The following is a 14728-nucleotide window of genomic DNA, read 5'->3' as shown; positions in this document are numbered from 1 at the left end:
CTGGCGGCCTTGAGTTTGAATTCACTGGAATAAGATTTACGCATATCCAAACACCTCAAATTTGGGCGCCATCATAGCGCCCGATTGAAGTGTCCAAAATCATTAGGCCAGTTCAGCTTGCTCGCGAAGGCGGTGTATCAGGCGACGTGGATGTTGAATGTGCCGGCCCCTTCGCGAGCAAGCCCGCTCCCACAGGTTACTTGGCGTTTTTGGGATTTCGTCTGGCTGCAATTCCCTTGTGGGAGCGAGCCTGCTCGCGAAGGCGGTGTATCAGGCGACGTGGATGTTGAATGTGCCGGCCCCTTCGCGAGCAAGCCCGCTCCCACAGGTTCTGTTTGGTGTCAGGTTCTTCGGGCGAGGGCGCCCATGGCCATGAACAGCGCCGCAATGGCCCGGGCCTCGTGGAGGTCGCCGCGGGCCACCAGTTCGGGGATCTGCGCCAGTGGTATGCGCAGGCATTCCAGGGGTTCGGGTTCGTCGCCTTCGAGTTGGCAGGGGCTCAGTTGTTCGGCCAGTACCACCCGGTAGCGATGGCACAAATGCCCCGGTGCCAGGGTCAGTTCGCCCAGTTCGGTGAGGCGTGCGGCGCGCAGGCCGACTTCTTCGCTTAGTTCGCGTTGCGCCGCCTGCAAGTAGTCTTCATCGGGCTCGGCGCCGCCCTTGGGCAGGCCGAGTATGGTTTTTTCCACACCGACCGCGTATTCGCGCACCAGCAGCACATGCTCCGGATCAGGCATCGCCACCAGCATCACCGAGCGATAACCGGTGCCGCGCAGGCGTTCGTAGACCCGCTGCTGGCCGTTGCTGAATTGCAGGTGCAGGGCTTCGATCTGAAAGTGGCCGCTTTGCGCCAGCAGTTCAGTCTTGAGGATGGTTGGGCAGTTGCGCATGGGGCAGTCCCCTGTTTGGGATGAGGACACTGTGCGCTGTACAACGGGGGCCGCCATCGTCCGAGCGGACGAGGGCGGCAATGAGGCTCAGCCGAGGGTCGCCACGCTGCGCAGGATCAGGCGCACCAGCATGGTCTGGCGGGTTACGCCGGTCTTGGAGAAGGTCGAGCGCAGGTGGGCCCGCGAGGTGTTGCGGCTGATGCCCAGTTCTTCCGAGGCTTCGTCCAGGGTCAGACCGTTGGCCAGCAGCATCGCCAGCTGGGTTTCCGCCGGGGTGAAGTCGAACAGCGCGCGCACGATTTCCTGCGGCGCGGTGGACTGTTGTTCCGGGTCGCTGATGAAAATCACCACGGTCGGGCACTGCTTGCCTTCGCTCCAGTCGGTCAGTGGCACCGAGCGCACGATGATCCCCAGGTCCGCTTTCCCGGACGGGCGCTGCACGCGCAGGGCTTCGACCACCGACGGGTTGCTGCTCTTTTGCGACAGCAGCGACTGCTTGACCAGGCGGCGGAACTCCTGGGTGTCCCGGGCCGTGCCCACCTGCAGGCCATCGTTGACCAGTTTGATGCCGTCCTTTTCCTGGATCAGTCGATCGGCCACCTGGTTGGTCTGCAGCACCTTGCCGGACTCGTCGAGGATGATCGTGCCGACCGCCATCTGGTTCACCGCGCCGGCGTACAGGTTGCGCTCGGCTTCGATGCGGTTGAGCTGCATGTGGATCTTGATCGACCGCTCCAGGTGTGGAATGAAATGCGTGAGCATGGCCTTTTCTTCGTTGCCGAAAGGCTTGTCGTCCCGTCCACGGCTGATGCGAATGCGGCACTGGGCGCCGTCAACGGTGTTGATGTCGGCACCGAGGATGTGGAACACGTCCACCGGTTCAAGGAAGTTCTTGTAGAACTCGGAATTCTGCCAGTCGTCGTTGGAGACGAACTCGGCGAGGGTCACGACCTGGCGGTTGGGCAGGTCGACAAAGGGGTCGAGGCTGAAAAAGTGTTTGTTGTACGACGCGGTCGCCTCGGTCGAAGTGCCGGTGGTGTTGACCATCAAGCCGTCCACGTGGGCGCTGGGCGGACGCAGGATGAAGGTCACGTACTTGCTGTTCAGATGCACATTGAGCTGATTGAGGAACGTCGCCCAGGGAATGGTTTCCAGCGGCCCCTGATAGAGGTTGCCGATCAAATCACTGAACGTATCGAGGCTGAGGCTCTGCTGCATAGGGAAAAACCGTTTTTATTATTAGCGTTGGCGGTGGCCGAGGATAAGCGCCGGTATCGACTCCTTGCAACGCTCGGGCTCAGGGCCTGACAGGCGGCTGCCGATCAGGCCCGGGGCGGGCGAAAAGCCGCTGGCGTCAGACCCGTTCGCTGGCGCGCACGACAAACTTCTTGTGCTCGGCCACGTCCGCCGACAGCGCCTCGACGTCGGTGTAGAACTGCTCGTACCAGCGGCGCAACTGATAGACCGGGCCGTCGCCGTCGCACAGCAGCGGGTTGTCGACGCGGGTCTTGCTGTGCCAGATGGCCACGTCTTCGTAGAAGGCTGCCTGGGCCTGTGCCACGTAGGCCTTGGCCATCGCCTGGTTCTGCTCTTCGCTGAGCCCCGGGATTTTTTTCACCAGCACGCCGTAGCGCAGGGTGAAGCTGTCCAGATCGATCGGCACGTGGCAGTTGAGCAGGATCGAGTGGATCGGCTGGCCGTTCATGGCGCCGTTCATTTCGGTGATCTGATAGGCCGGGCCGAAGTAGGTGGCTTCGGTGGTCAACACGCTGTCGCCGGACAGGCGTTCGCTGCGGGCGCGCATGATCTGGGTGGCCAGGTGGCCTTCGAAAATGTTGATGAACTCATCGACCGGCGCGCCGTGCACGGTGCCGAAGTGCGCCATGTCGGCGATGTTGTCGATCAGTTCGCGGCAGTTGGTGCCAATCTGCAGTTCAGCGACTTCCCATGCAGCCCATTCGTCGCTGTAGCAGGCGTCGATGCGCGGAATGCGTTGTTCCGGCAGCGGCGGGTTGCCTTCGGGGTCATTCCAGACGAACAGCAGCTGGTTTTCTTCCATGATCGGCCAGCTTTTGATTTTGGCCCGTGGCGGGATGCGCTTGGCATAGGGGATGTCGTCGCACACGCCATCGGCGCCCCAGCGCCAGGCGTGGAACGGGCAGCGGATCGAGTTGCCTTCAACGCAACCGGTGCTCAGGTCGGCACCCATGTGCGGGCAGTAGCCGTCAAGAATATGCAGTTCGCCGTCTTCACCCTGGAACGCCACCAAGCGGGTGCCGAACACCTCCAGGCGATGGGCCTTGCCGTCGCGGTATTGCGCGGCCAGGCCCAGGCAATGCCAGCCACGGGCGTAGCGGTCTTCCAGCAGTTTGGCTTCGATGCGGTGCAGGGTACTCATCTTATTATTCTCCCAAGGGATCACGGGGTTGGCGCATGTAAGGGATTCTGCCGCCCCTGTAAAAGCGGGCATCGTCTGAATGGACGATGGCTGCTTTAAGCAGGCCCGCTCTACTGGCGCCATTGGACCCATGGCAGGAGTTGGCGATGAGCAATGAACAAGGGCCGGTCGCGGTGATTACCGGGGCCGCCAGTGGTATTGGCCGAGGCCTGGCCGAGCACGCGGCGACACTGGGCATGCGCCTGGTGCTGGCGGATCGGGATGCGGCGGGCCTGCAAGCCCTGTGCGACGAATTGAAGGCCGGTGGTGCGCAAGCGATTGCCTGCGTCACCGATGTCGGTGAGGTGAAGCAGGTCGAGCGCTTGCGTGACCGGGCTGTCGAGCACTTCGGCGGGGTCGACCTGCTGTTCAACAACGCCGGCGTCATGCAGACCGGCTTCAGCTGGGAAATCACCGAAGCGCAATGGCAGCGCATGCTCGACGTTAACCTCAACGGCGTGATCAACGGTATTCGCAGCTTTGTGCCGCTGTTGCTCAGCCAGGGCCGGGCGGCCCATGTGATCAACACCGCGTCCCTTGCCGGGCTGGTCAGCAGTCCGCTGATGGCTCCGTACAACGTGACCAAGCAGGCGGTGGTCGCGCTCTCGGAAACCCTGCATTACGAACTCGCCATGCTCGGTGCGCCGGTGTCGGTTTCGGTGCTGTGCCCGGGGCCGGTGGCCAGTGAAATCATGGCGTCGAACCAGTTGGTGGACAGCGCCGGATCCGACTTCAGTCAACTGCTCGACAGCACCATTCGCCAGGGCATGACCCCGGCGGAACTGGCTGCGCAAGTGTTCGCCGCCGTCGCGCAAAAACGCTTCTGGATCCTGCCCCACAAGGGTTTCAAACCGGCCCTTGAGCGCCGGGTACAAAGCATCCTGGGCGAGACCAATCCGCAATTTCAAATGACCGACGTAGAGGACGATGCCCATGCCGCTCGATAAGCAGATCGCCGGGGTTCTCCAGCAATTTCGCGACCTCCCGGAACCCGATTTCAGCCAGGTCGATGCCGCTCAGTACCGGCAGTTCTCCGATAACCTGCTGCCGGCCATCCCCGGCGACCCGATGAGCGAGGTGCGCGATCTGAAAGTGGCCGGCGCGGACGGTGAGCTGGATGCACGGCTGTACCGGCCATCGGAAGCGCCCGACCTGCCGTTGCTGGTGTATTTCCATGGCGGCGGATTTGTCATGGGCAATCTCGATACCCACGATAATCTTTGCCGTTCGCTGGCGCGCCAGACCGAGGCAGTGGTGGTGTCCGTGGCTTATCGATTGGCCCCGGAACACCCGTTCCCGGCGGCGCCCCTCGATTGCTATGCGGCCACCTGCTGGCTGGTTGAGCACGCGGCTGAACTGCGCGTCGATGGCAGCCGACTGGCCGTGGCCGGGGACAGCGCCGGTGGCAATCTGGCGCTGGCGGTCAGCCAACTGGCGGCGCAAGGCAAGGGACCGAAGATCCGCTATCAGTGCCTGTTCTACCCGGTCACCGATGCGGGATGCGACAGTCAGTCCTTCGAGGAATTCGCCGAAAGTTATCTGCTTTCGGCCAAGGCGATGCGCTGGTTCTGGCAGCAATACCTGCAAGAGGATGGACAGGCGGATGATCCGTTGGCCTCGCCATTGCGAGCCGAAAGCCTGGCAGGCTTGCCGCCGACCACCTTGTACACCGCCGGATTCGATCCCCTGCGGGACGAGGGCGAAGCGTTGGCCGAGTGCCTGCGCGAAGCCGGTGTGGTGGTGCGCGTGCAGCGTTACGAAGGCATGATCCACGGTTTTATCAGCATGGCGCCGTTTGTTGAGGCCGCAGCACAAGCGTTGACGGACGCTTGCGCCGATTTGCGTAGAGCACTCCAATGAGCGGCCTGGTTTTCAATACGGTGCCGCAACTGATCGAGGCCATTGGTGCCGGTCAGATGGTGGTGATCACCGACGATGAACACAACGGCGAAGGCTCGCTGCTGATGGCCGCCGAACAGGCCGGGGCCGAGGCCGTTACCTTCATGGCGGTGCAGGCACGCGGGCTGATTTGCCTGGCCCTGACCGAGCAGCGCTGCCGCGCGCTGGGCCTGGACCTGATGGTGCCCAACTCCCGGGCGCAGCATGGCGTGGGGTTTACCCGCTCGATCGAAGCCGCCACCGGGGTGTCCACCGGCATCTCGGCGGCGGACCGGGCGCGGTCGATCCAGGTGGCGGTCGACCCGGCCAGCGTACCGGCGGACCTGGTGCAACCGGGGCATATCTTCCCGGTGCAGGCCTTGCCCGGCGGCGTGATGCAGCGGGCCGGTCATGTCGAGGCCGCTTGCGACCTGACACGGCTGGCGGGGCGGCAACCGGCGGCCACCCTGGTGGGCATTCTCAACGAGGATGGCGAACTGGCCCGTGGTGCCGAGTTGCATGAGTTCGCTCAACGTCATGGCTTGCGGATCGGCACCATCGCCGACCTGATTCACTACCGCATCCTGCATGAGGGCACGATCGAGCGCGGCGGTGAGTATCCATTACAGACTCGCCACGGCGAGTTCCAGGTGACGACCTATCAGGACACCTACCAGGGCGCGCTGCACCTGGCGCTGGTCAAGGGCCGGATCGACAGCACACAACCGGTGCTGGTGCGGGTGCAAAGCATCGAGACGTTGCGCGACGTGCTGGGGTGTGAAAGCGAAGGCGGGACACAGCAGTGGACCCTCGAACGCTCGCTGGCGAGCATCGCCGCCGCCGGTAACGGCGTACTGGTGTTGCTGGCGCAGAAGGAAACCGCCGACGGCGTGCTTGAACAACTGCGCCAGCGCAGCGGCGGCAAGCCGCGCGCACCGCAGTTTCCGCAACGGACCCTGGGCATCGGCGCCCAGATCCTGCGCGACCAGAACGTGCGCAAAATGCGCCTGATGAGCTCGCCGGTACCCTACAAGGCCGTGTCCGGCTTCGATCTGGAAGTGACCGAGTTCGTGCCGTTCCAGCCGGTAGTCTGAAGCCAACACCTGAACCTGTGGGAGCGAGCCTGCTCGCGAAGGCGGTCGGTCAGTCGACATCCATGTTGAATGTGCGGGCCTCATCGCGAGCAGGCTCGCTCCCACAGTAATTTCGGTTGGTTGCATATTGTGTGTACACCCACGAACCCTGTGGGAGCGAGCTTGCTCGCGATGGCGGAGTGTCGGTCGACATCTATTTTGAACGTGCCGGCCTCATCGCGAGCAAGCTCGCTCCCACAGTAATTTCGGTTGGTTGCATATTTTTTGTACACCCACGAACCCTGTGGGAGCGAGCTTGCTCGCGAAGGCGGTCGGTCAGTCGACATCCATGTTGAACGTGCCGACCTCATCGCGAGCAGGCTCGCTCCCACAGTAATTTCGGTTGGTTGCATATTTTGTGTACACCCACGAACCCTGTGGGAGCGAGCTTGCTCGCGATGGCGAGCTATCAGACACACCCAGTCAAAAGCTGACCCAACTCTCAAGCATCCACCGGTCTAGCCTTTCTCCTGAACTCACCATGTAGAGGGCAAAGGAATGCCGGATTTACCCGCCTCACATCGCCTGCGCACAGACCGCTATCCTGAATCCAACAGGATTTACCTGCTGACGAGCAACACGCTGGGCCGAGAACCGGTATTCAAGGATTTCGGTTTGGGCAGGCTGGTCGTCAAGCAATTTCAATATGCACAGGAACAATACTGGGCGAACTCTTTAGCCTGGGTCGTCATGCCCGATCATTTTCATTGGTTGATCGAACTGCAGCAGTGCTCACTCAGTCAACTGATGCGAAAAACCAAATCATTGAGTACGCGAGCCGTGAACATGTCCGTCGGACGTAAAGGCAGTCTTTGGCAGCAGGGTTATCACGATCGGGCGTTGAGGCGGGACGACGACCTGGTAAAGCTTGCTCGATATGTCGTCGCCAACCCGCTGCGCGCGGGATTGGTGGGGAAGCTGGGCGATTATCCGCTGTGGGACGCGATATGGGTTTGATCCGTAACCGCGTTGCCACCATCGCGAGCAAGCTCGCTCCCACAGTAGATTTGGTTGCCCGCAGATGTTGCGTACACCCGCTAACCATGTGGGAGCGAGCTTGCTCGCGATGGCGGAGTGTCAGTCGACATCTCTTTTGAATGAGTGCGCTTAAGGCTTGATGCCTTGCAACATCTTCCTCGCCTGATCCTGCACCGCCTGCGGCGCGGTCATGTTGCCGTCGATCACGGTGATCACTGCATGGCCTTGCCACAGTTGATAGGCATCGGCTTTTTGCTGGGTTTCGGTCGGTGACTGCGGGGCGGCCAGGTTGACGTGGACCACGCCGTCGGCGCCACGTTGTGAGGTGAAGTTCACCCGGTCCCAGTTGCCGATCGGGGCAAAGCTCACGCCCTTGACTTCATCGGGTTTCAGCGGTGGGTAGTTGAGGTTCAGGCCGCTGACACCCGGCAGGCCCAGCACGTTCAAATCACACTGGTGTTTGCTCCTGGCACAGGCCTGTCTGGCTTCTGTACCGGCCAGGCTCGCCTGTTCTATCACCTTCACGGCAAAGCGCGCCGTGTCGTCCATCGCACCGAGGGTCTTGCGGTAGCCGGCCTGCTGGTCGCGGATGATCAGGTCCATGTCGATGGCCGTGGACACCGCCACTGCCGGAACCCCTTTGAACATCGCCCGCACAGCCGCGTTGAGGGTGCCGGACATCTGCGTCAGCGGGCCGACGTTTTCGCCAAAGTTGCTGCCCGAGACCACCAGGTCCGGCGGCGAATCCTTGAGGAACACGTCGAGTCCGACGTTGACCGCATCCACCGGCGTGCCAATGGCGGAAGTCTTGCCGGCGGGCGGCGTATAGCCCTGCGGTGGTCCGACGCAATACCGACCCGGCGCCAGTTCGGTCACCGCCAGGGCCTGGCCGGGTACGACCACGCTGGCGGCGCTGATGCCGCTGCTGTCGTTCAACGGGCCGACCAGGGTGACCTTATGCCCGGCAGCGGTCAGGGCGCGGTACATCGCATCGATGCCGGGCGCGCGGCAGCCATCGTCGTTGGTCAGCAGGATGTTCAGGGCGTTGGCCTGCATCGACAGGCCAACGCTGGCCATGGCGATGACGCCGGTGAGGAGTTTGTTCATGGGGACTCTTCCGTGGGAGGCGCGGATTTTACAAAGCACAACGCCCCGACCGAAGAAATCGGTCGGGGCGCGGTGAGTTTAGCGGGTGCCGAGTTTGCGCAGGTTGCCAGGGGTGAATTCGTCTTCGGTGAAGGCGGTGGCGTTGAGCTTGGCCGGTTTCTGATCGACCAGCATGCGGTCAACCAGGTAGGAGCCGGCGATCAGGTCGTGGTAGATGCCGAGGCGAGCGTGGTAGCGCTGCATTTCGTAGGCGTAGATCGAGGTCTGCATGTTGGTGCGCCACAACTGGCCACGGCTGTCGTAGTTGTCGGCCATGGTTGCCGACCAGGTGTCCTCGTCGAGGTACAGTACGCGCTTGGCGTATACGTGGCGGGCACCTTCCTTGAGGTTGGCCTGCAACACCCAGACGCGGTGTTTCTCGTAGCGCATGTACTGCGGATCGACGTGACCGGTGGTGTCCAGGATCTGGTCGACCGTTACGCTCGGGTCGTCGATCTTGTAGTTGTGGTACGGAATGTAGATCTCTTTCTTGCCGACGATGGTCCAGTTGTAGCGGTCCGGCGCACCGTTGAACAAACGGTCTTCGTCGTATACGCGAAAACCACCGGCGCCGGTCGGCGAGTCGTAACCCACGGTCGGTGCGCGACGTACCCGGCGTTGGCCCGGGCTGTACTGCCAGGCCTGGCGCGGGGAGGCGGTCGGGTTGATGAACTCGTGGCCGACCACGATCTCGCCTTTCTTGCGCACCGGTTCCAGGGTGGTGATCAGGAAGTGGGTGAATACACCGTTGGCGGTATCCAGGGCTTTGTCCGGGCTCGACCAGATCGAGAAGATCTTGTAGTCGACCTCTTCCAGTACCTTTTCCTTGTTGGAGTACACCACCGCCTGGCCGTAGACGGCCTCTTCAGTGCTGGCTCGCCCCTGCAAGGTATGGTTGAACATCAACTCGCTGCCGTTCTTCGGGATCGGGAACGGCGAGGCACCCCAGGCGTTTTTCGTGTCGTTGTTGTCATTGTCGAGTTCGGCGGTGACGGCGTTTTTCTTGACCTGGTCTTCCAGGCGCTGATCCAGGCGGAAGTCGCGGTGGCTCGGGTACACCGGGATCTTGAACGTGTCAGGGTAACGCTTGAGCAGCGCTTTCTGGCCATCGGTCAAGTTGTCGGCGTACTTGTCCATGTTCTTCGAATCGATGACGAACAACGGCTTTTCCGCGGCGTACGGGTCCGGGTACGGGGTGCCGGGACCGGCGTATTTGAGGCCGGGTGGCAGGCCGCGCCATTTGCCGGTCCAGGCCGGGATGCTGCCGTCGGCGTTGCCGGCTTTTTCGGCACCCATCGGGGTCAGGTCCTGGCCCAGGCGGGCGGCTTCTTCGGGGTTGACCTTGGCGTAGGCCAGGCCACTGCCGAGCAGGCCGACGGTCAGCGCCGTGCTCAATAATGTTTGGGTGAATCTGGACATGCTGTGCTCCTCCGACAGGGGAATCAGAACCGGTACTTGAAGTTGAGCGCGACGTTGTCGCGGTCGGCCAACGGGCTGTTGTTGGCGTTGCCGAGGTAAGCGTTGTAGCGGGCCTCGACGGTGAAGTTGCCCAGGTAGCGCCATGAACTGCCGATGCTGGCGCGGTTATCGTTCTGGCCGGCGTTGATCGAGCCGACCATCGAACTGTCGCCGTGGGCGGCGGCGCTGAAGGTGACAGGCACAGACATGTCCCATCCGCTGAACACGTCGTTGTAGTCAAAGTTCGCCTGCACCGTGTAGCCCCAGGCATCGCGGTCATAGACCAGGCTGTCGGTTCCCGGCAGCGCGAAGCCCGGCGCCAGGGTCACCGGTTGCGACTTGTCGTTGCTGACCACGGTGTTGTAGACCACCTCGCCGGTCAGGGTGGTGTTGTCGGCGAAGGAGGTCGGGCCGAGCACGTAGATCATCGACGTTTGCGCCTGCACGGTCTTGCCACGCACAGGGCTGGAGAAACCGTTGTCGACCATCACTGGCGTGCCGTCGCGGTAGCTGACTTCACCGGCCCAGCTGACGTCGCCCAGCACGGTGGCGAAGCTCGCGCCGAACAGGTCGATGTTGTCGAAGTAGCGCACCTGGTAGCGGCCCAGCGTTGTCGCGAAATCCAGGGACGGAGTCTTGTCGTGATAGCGCGAGTAGTAGATGCCGAACTCGGTGTTGTTCAACGACTCGGCGGCGTAGGTGAAGGCCAGACCGTACTGGCCGCTGTCGCTCGGCTTGTCGTCCTTGAGGCGGGTGACGAAACCGGAGGCGTCGTTGAAGCCGCCCTCATCGATGAAGTCGGTGGTGGAGAAGTAGCTGCCCACGCCGAACAGCTCGGTCTTTTCCCATTTGTATTGGTAGTACGCCTGGACACCCAGGCTTTCGGTCAGGGCGAACTGGGTGAACAGTTGGCCGACCGGCAGCAGGATTTCCTTGACCTCGACGCCCGGCGTGGTCGCCTTGGTCGCGTCGACCGGGCTCTGCGCTGCGGAAATACCCGGGTAGAACAGGCTTTCACCCCAGCTCACCACCTGGTTACCCAGGCGCGCGTTGAGGGCGTGGCCGCTCACGTCCCAGGTGCCGTAGGCGTAGTAATCGAGCATGCGCAGTTCATTGCGATGCTGGTCGATGGTGTCCTGGGAGAAACGGTCGGGTTGGCTGCAATGGCCACCGGCAAAGCAGTTCGAGGTGCCGGTGGTGTTGTCGTTGCCCTGATCGTAGACGTTGTCGTAGAAACCGGTCGCGCGGACGAACACGCCGTAGTTGTCTTGCCACTTGATGTTGGCTTCGGTGAGAAAGCCGCTGCGGTTATTGATCAGGCTGCCTTTATCGAACGCGTTGTCACCATCGTTGGCGTTGGCATCGGCAGTCAGTTTGTGATCGCGAGACTCGGTCCGCCAGGCGAGGCTGTAAGTCAGTGTGGTGTCCCAGTCGATGCTCAAGTCTTCGCTCGGCTGAAAGCTCATGGCGTTAACGTGAGCGCTTAATCCGCCAGCCAGCAACAGCAATGCCAGCTGTACGCGAGGGTGCTGTGTTGGTGGGGCGATTATTGTTTTTATCATGTCGTCCTCATGGCCCAGGTCAGACCTGCCCGACCTGCATTTCAGGGGGGTGATTGGTGCTGTGGGCGACTATGGAGTCACGACTAGCGCACAACATCGTCCAAGCGGACTAAGCGATTTGTACGGGAACAGCCGCACCGGATCGCTGTAGGCGCTGCCGCAGGCTGCGATCTTTTGATCTGGCCTTTGAAAGATCGCAGCCTCGTTGCACTCGACAGCTCCTACAGGGGGTTGGGGGCTGCGGCCTTCTCTGTAGGAGCTGCCGCAGGCTGCGATCTTTTGATCTGGCCTTTAAAAGATCGCAGCCTCGTTGCACTCGACAGCTCCTACAGGGAATGGGGATTGCGGTTTTCTCTGTAGGAGCTGCCGAAGGCTGCGATCTTTTGATCTGGCTTTTGAAAGATCGCAGCCTCGTTGCACTCGACAGCTCCTACAGAGGGAGCTGCGGTCTTCGGCTTAGTCCCATCGGACGATGAACACCCGGCGCGTGCGGCGAACAATCCCGAGACCGACTGCACCGGGCGAAGATCCGGCGGTGGCGGTTTCTGCCTGATGGGCGCTGAACAAGGGTGATCGCATGAACGCTGCCGGGATCAAATGGGACGAGTGTTGTGATGTGTTGGTGATTGGCTCGGGAGCCGGGGGCATGACGGCTGCGCTGCGTGCCCACGACCTGGGCTTGAATGCGCTGCTGATCGAGAAGAGCGGCGAGTACGGCGGCACCTCGGCGGTGTCCGGCGGCGGCATCTGGATCCCCAACAACCACCGGATCAATGCGCTCGGCGGCAGTGATTCGGCAGCCGAAGCGATTGCCTACATCCGTGCCGTGACCCATGGCGAGATCGACGACGGGCGCATCGAAGCCTATGTCGAGCACGGCCGGGAGATGGTCGAGTACCTGGAAAGACACACCCGGGTACGCTTCGAGGCGCAACCTCGCTACGCCGATTACTACCCGGAAGTCGCGGGCGGCAAACCGGGTTATCGCTCGATGGATCCACAACCCTTCGATGCCGCCGAACTCGGCGAAGAGTTCCTGCGCATGCGCGCACCGTCCCCCGGTACCCTGATGATGGGGCGCATGGCGATGACCATGAAAGAGGCGCAAGTGCTGCTGTGCCGTGGCCCCGGCTGGTTGCGCCTGACCCTGCGGGTGATGTGGCGTTACTGGCGTGACCGCGAGGGTCGACGTTTGTCTCGCCGCGACCGCTACCTGACCCTGGGCAATGCCTTGATCGGTGCCTTGCGCTGTTCGTTGCAGGATCGCGGCAAATCCCTGTGGCTCAACTGTGCGCTCGAAGAACTGCTGTTGGTCGGCGACCGGGTCGGCGGTGCGCGGGTCAATCGCAACGGTCAGTTGCTCAACGTCAAGGCGCGCTACGGGGTGATCGTTGCCTCCGGTGGTTTCGAGCGCAACCAGGCGATGCGCGAGCAGTACTTGCCGCAGCCGTCCCGGGCCAACTGGAGTGCCACGCCGCCGAACAATACCGGCGACGGCATTCGCGCCGGCCAGGCCATCGGCGCGCGTACCGCGTTGATGGAGCACAGCTGGTGGGCGCCGACCACTTTCGTCAAGGGCGAAGAGAAGCAGCGTGCGTTGTTCGTCGAACGAACCTTGCCGGGGTGCGTGATGGTCAACGCCGCAGGCGAACGTTTCGTCAACGAAGCCGCGCCCTATACCGACATCGTTTATGCGATGTACGCCAACAACCGCGAAGGCGCCGCGAGCGTGCCGTGCTGGATGGTGTTTGACGCCGAGTTCCGCCGCAAATATCCGTGCGGTGCCTTGCTGCCGGGCTATGCCCAGCGCGACTGGCAATTGCCCGAGCATCTGCGTGACTACTTCCACAAGGCGTCGAGCCTGGAAGAGCTGGCGACAAAAATCGGCGTCGACGCGGGCGGGCTGGTGCGCACCGTGCAGCGCTTCAATGGCATGGCCGTGCAGGGCGTCGACGAGGATTTCCACAAGGGCGACTCACTGTTCGACCGCTACTACGGCGACCCGAACGTGCAACCCAATCCGTGCCTGGCGCCGTTGCTCAAGGGACCGTTCTACGCCGTGCGCATCGACGCCGGCGACATCGGTACCAAGGGGGGGCTGCTGACTGACGTGCACGCCCGCGTGTTGCACGAAGACGGGCAACCGATCAACGGCCTGTACGCCATCGGCAACAGCGCCGCCTCGATGATGGGCCGCACTTATCCAGGTGCCGGCTCGACCATCGGCCCGGCCATGACCTTCGGTTACCTGGCCGCCAATCACATCAAGTGCCAGAGCGAAACCGCTTCGGCGAAAACCTTGTTCGGGAGCGTTGAATGAATCAGCCACGTCAACAGATCGCTGTCGTGACCGGTGCCAGTCGTGGAGTGGGCCAGGGCATCGCCTTGGCCCTCGGTGCGGCGGGCATGACCGTATACATCACTGGCCGCGCCCCGGCGCAGGGCGGCTCGAACCTGTACGGGCATGCCCTGCACGGCTCGCTGGAGGACACCGCCGCCGCGATCACCGCCGCCGGTGGACGCGGTATCGCGGTGGTCTGTGACCACGCCGATGACGCGCAGGTCCGGGCGTTGTTCGAGAAGGTAGAGCAGGAGTGCGGGCACCTGGATTTACTGGTGAACAATGCCGCGTTCATCCATGACCAGTTGATCGAACCGGGGCCATTCTGGGCCAAACCGCTGGAGCTGGTACGGATTCTCGACGTCGGCCTGCGCTCGGCCTACATCGCCAGCTACTATGCCGCGCCGCTGTTGCTCAAAAGTGCCCAAGCGCTGATTTGCTTCACTTCATCGTTCGGGGCCGGGTGCTACATGCACGGTCCGGCATACGGCGCGCAAAAGGCCGGGGTCGACAAACTGGCGGCGGATATGGCCATTGATTTCGAAGGGCAGGGCGTGGCGGCGTTGTCGCTGTGGCTCGGCCCGCAACTGACCGAGCGCACCCGGATTGCCGGCCAGCAGCACGGTGAGCAGTACCAGGCGTTTCTCGCCCAGGCCGAAACCCCGCAGTTCAACGGGCGGGTGATCCAGGCCTTGCTCAATGATCCGCAGTTGATGGCGCTGTCCGGGCAGACCTTGATCACCGCCGAAATCGCTCCCGGCTACGGCATCTGCGAAGCCGAAGGCCGCCAGCCGCCGTCCCATCGCGCCATGCTCGGCGACCCGCGCCAACAGCACCCGGCGCGGGTGGTCTGAATTCACAGTCGTCAGGCACACACACAAACCTGTGGGAGCGGGCTTGCCCGC

General features: G+C 62.5%; 12 protein-coding genes. 6 read left to right on the top strand and 6 right to left on the bottom strand.

Going from position 1 to position 14728, the window contains the following annotated elements:
• Window positions 1-341: 341 nt before the first annotated feature.
• The 3 genes from nudE to KW838_RS05335 form a co-directional block, all read right to left on the bottom strand.
• Entirely contained in the window at window positions 342-890 is a 549-nt protein-coding gene (gene nudE / locus KW838_RS05345) for an ADP compounds hydrolase NudE (protein ID WP_102702280.1), read from the bottom strand.
• Window positions 891-977: 87 nt separating this feature from the next.
• Window positions 978-2108: a helix-turn-helix transcriptional regulator gene (locus KW838_RS05340; protein WP_095967425.1), complete on the bottom strand. Its 1131-nt coding sequence runs from the start codon at window positions 2106-2108 to the stop codon at window positions 978-980.
• A 136-nt stretch (window positions 2109-2244) separates the two neighbouring features.
• Complete coding sequence (locus KW838_RS05335; RefSeq protein ID WP_218500599.1) at window positions 2245-3288, bottom strand: Rieske 2Fe-2S domain-containing protein; 1044 nt, start codon at window positions 3286-3288, stop codon at window positions 2245-2247.
• 146 nt (window positions 3289-3434) lie between these two features.
• Between KW838_RS05335 and KW838_RS05330 the strand changes: the two genes are divergently transcribed.
• The 4 genes from KW838_RS05330 to KW838_RS05315 all read left to right on the top strand — a co-directional run bounded on the left by KW838_RS05330 (window position 3435) and on the right by KW838_RS05315 (window position 7295).
• On the top strand, window positions 3435-4274 hold the full coding sequence (locus tag KW838_RS05330) for an SDR family NAD(P)-dependent oxidoreductase (protein ID WP_218500598.1): 840 nt from the start codon (window positions 3435-3437) through the stop codon (window positions 4272-4274).
• A complete protein-coding gene (locus tag KW838_RS05325; RefSeq protein ID WP_218500597.1) occupies window positions 4261-5187 on the top strand; it encodes an alpha/beta hydrolase in 927 nt (308 codons plus the stop codon). The genes KW838_RS05330 and KW838_RS05325 overlap by 14 nt, the downstream gene beginning before the upstream one ends.
• Complete coding sequence (locus KW838_RS05320; RefSeq protein ID WP_102702284.1) at window positions 5184-6299, top strand: 3,4-dihydroxy-2-butanone-4-phosphate synthase; 1116 nt, start codon at window positions 5184-5186, stop codon at window positions 6297-6299. Before KW838_RS05325 ends, KW838_RS05320 begins: the two co-directional genes overlap by 4 nt.
• Window positions 6300-6836: 537 nt before the next feature.
• Window positions 6837-7295, top strand: a complete 459-nt coding sequence (locus tag KW838_RS05315) for a transposase (RefSeq protein WP_218500596.1) — start codon at window positions 6837-6839, stop codon at window positions 7293-7295.
• Between the two features lie 150 nt (window positions 7296-7445).
• Here the strand turns inward: KW838_RS05315 and surE are convergent, their stop codons facing one another.
• The 3 genes from surE to KW838_RS05300 form a co-directional block, all read right to left on the bottom strand.
• On the bottom strand, window positions 7446-8423 hold the full coding sequence (surE, locus tag KW838_RS05310; RefSeq protein WP_218500595.1) for a 5'/3'-nucleotidase SurE: 978 nt from the start codon (window positions 8421-8423) through the stop codon (window positions 7446-7448).
• A gap of 78 nt (window positions 8424-8501) precedes the next feature.
• Window positions 8502-9881 carry a DUF1329 domain-containing protein gene (locus KW838_RS05305; protein WP_116581253.1) on the bottom strand — a complete coding sequence of 460 codons (1380 nt, stop codon included), beginning with the start codon at window positions 9879-9881 and terminating at the stop codon, window positions 8502-8504.
• 23 nt (window positions 9882-9904) lie between these two features.
• Entirely contained in the window at window positions 9905-11482 is a 1578-nt protein-coding gene (locus KW838_RS05300) for a DUF1302 domain-containing protein (RefSeq protein WP_102702288.1), read from the bottom strand.
• 577 nt (window positions 11483-12059) lie between these two features.
• Here KW838_RS05300 and KW838_RS05295 point away from each other — a divergent pair.
• Both KW838_RS05295 and KW838_RS05290 read left to right on the top strand, forming a co-directional pair.
• Complete coding sequence (locus tag KW838_RS05295; protein WP_218500594.1) at window positions 12060-13802, top strand: FAD-binding protein; 1743 nt, start codon at window positions 12060-12062, stop codon at window positions 13800-13802.
• A complete protein-coding gene (locus KW838_RS05290) occupies window positions 13799-14677 on the top strand; it encodes an SDR family NAD(P)-dependent oxidoreductase (protein ID WP_218500593.1) in 879 nt (292 codons plus the stop codon). The genes KW838_RS05295 and KW838_RS05290 overlap by 4 nt, the downstream gene beginning before the upstream one ends.
• The last annotated feature ends 51 nt before the right edge of the window (window positions 14678-14728 follow it).

It is taken from the genome of Pseudomonas sp. PDM27 (genome assembly GCF_019219205.1).
In the GTDB taxonomy this organism is placed as follows: domain Bacteria; phylum Pseudomonadota; class Gammaproteobacteria; order Pseudomonadales; family Pseudomonadaceae; genus Aquipseudomonas; species Aquipseudomonas laurylsulfatiphila.
The sequence above is the reverse complement of the archived record's forward strand: the minus strand, read 5'-3'. Positions and strand labels throughout refer to the sequence as shown.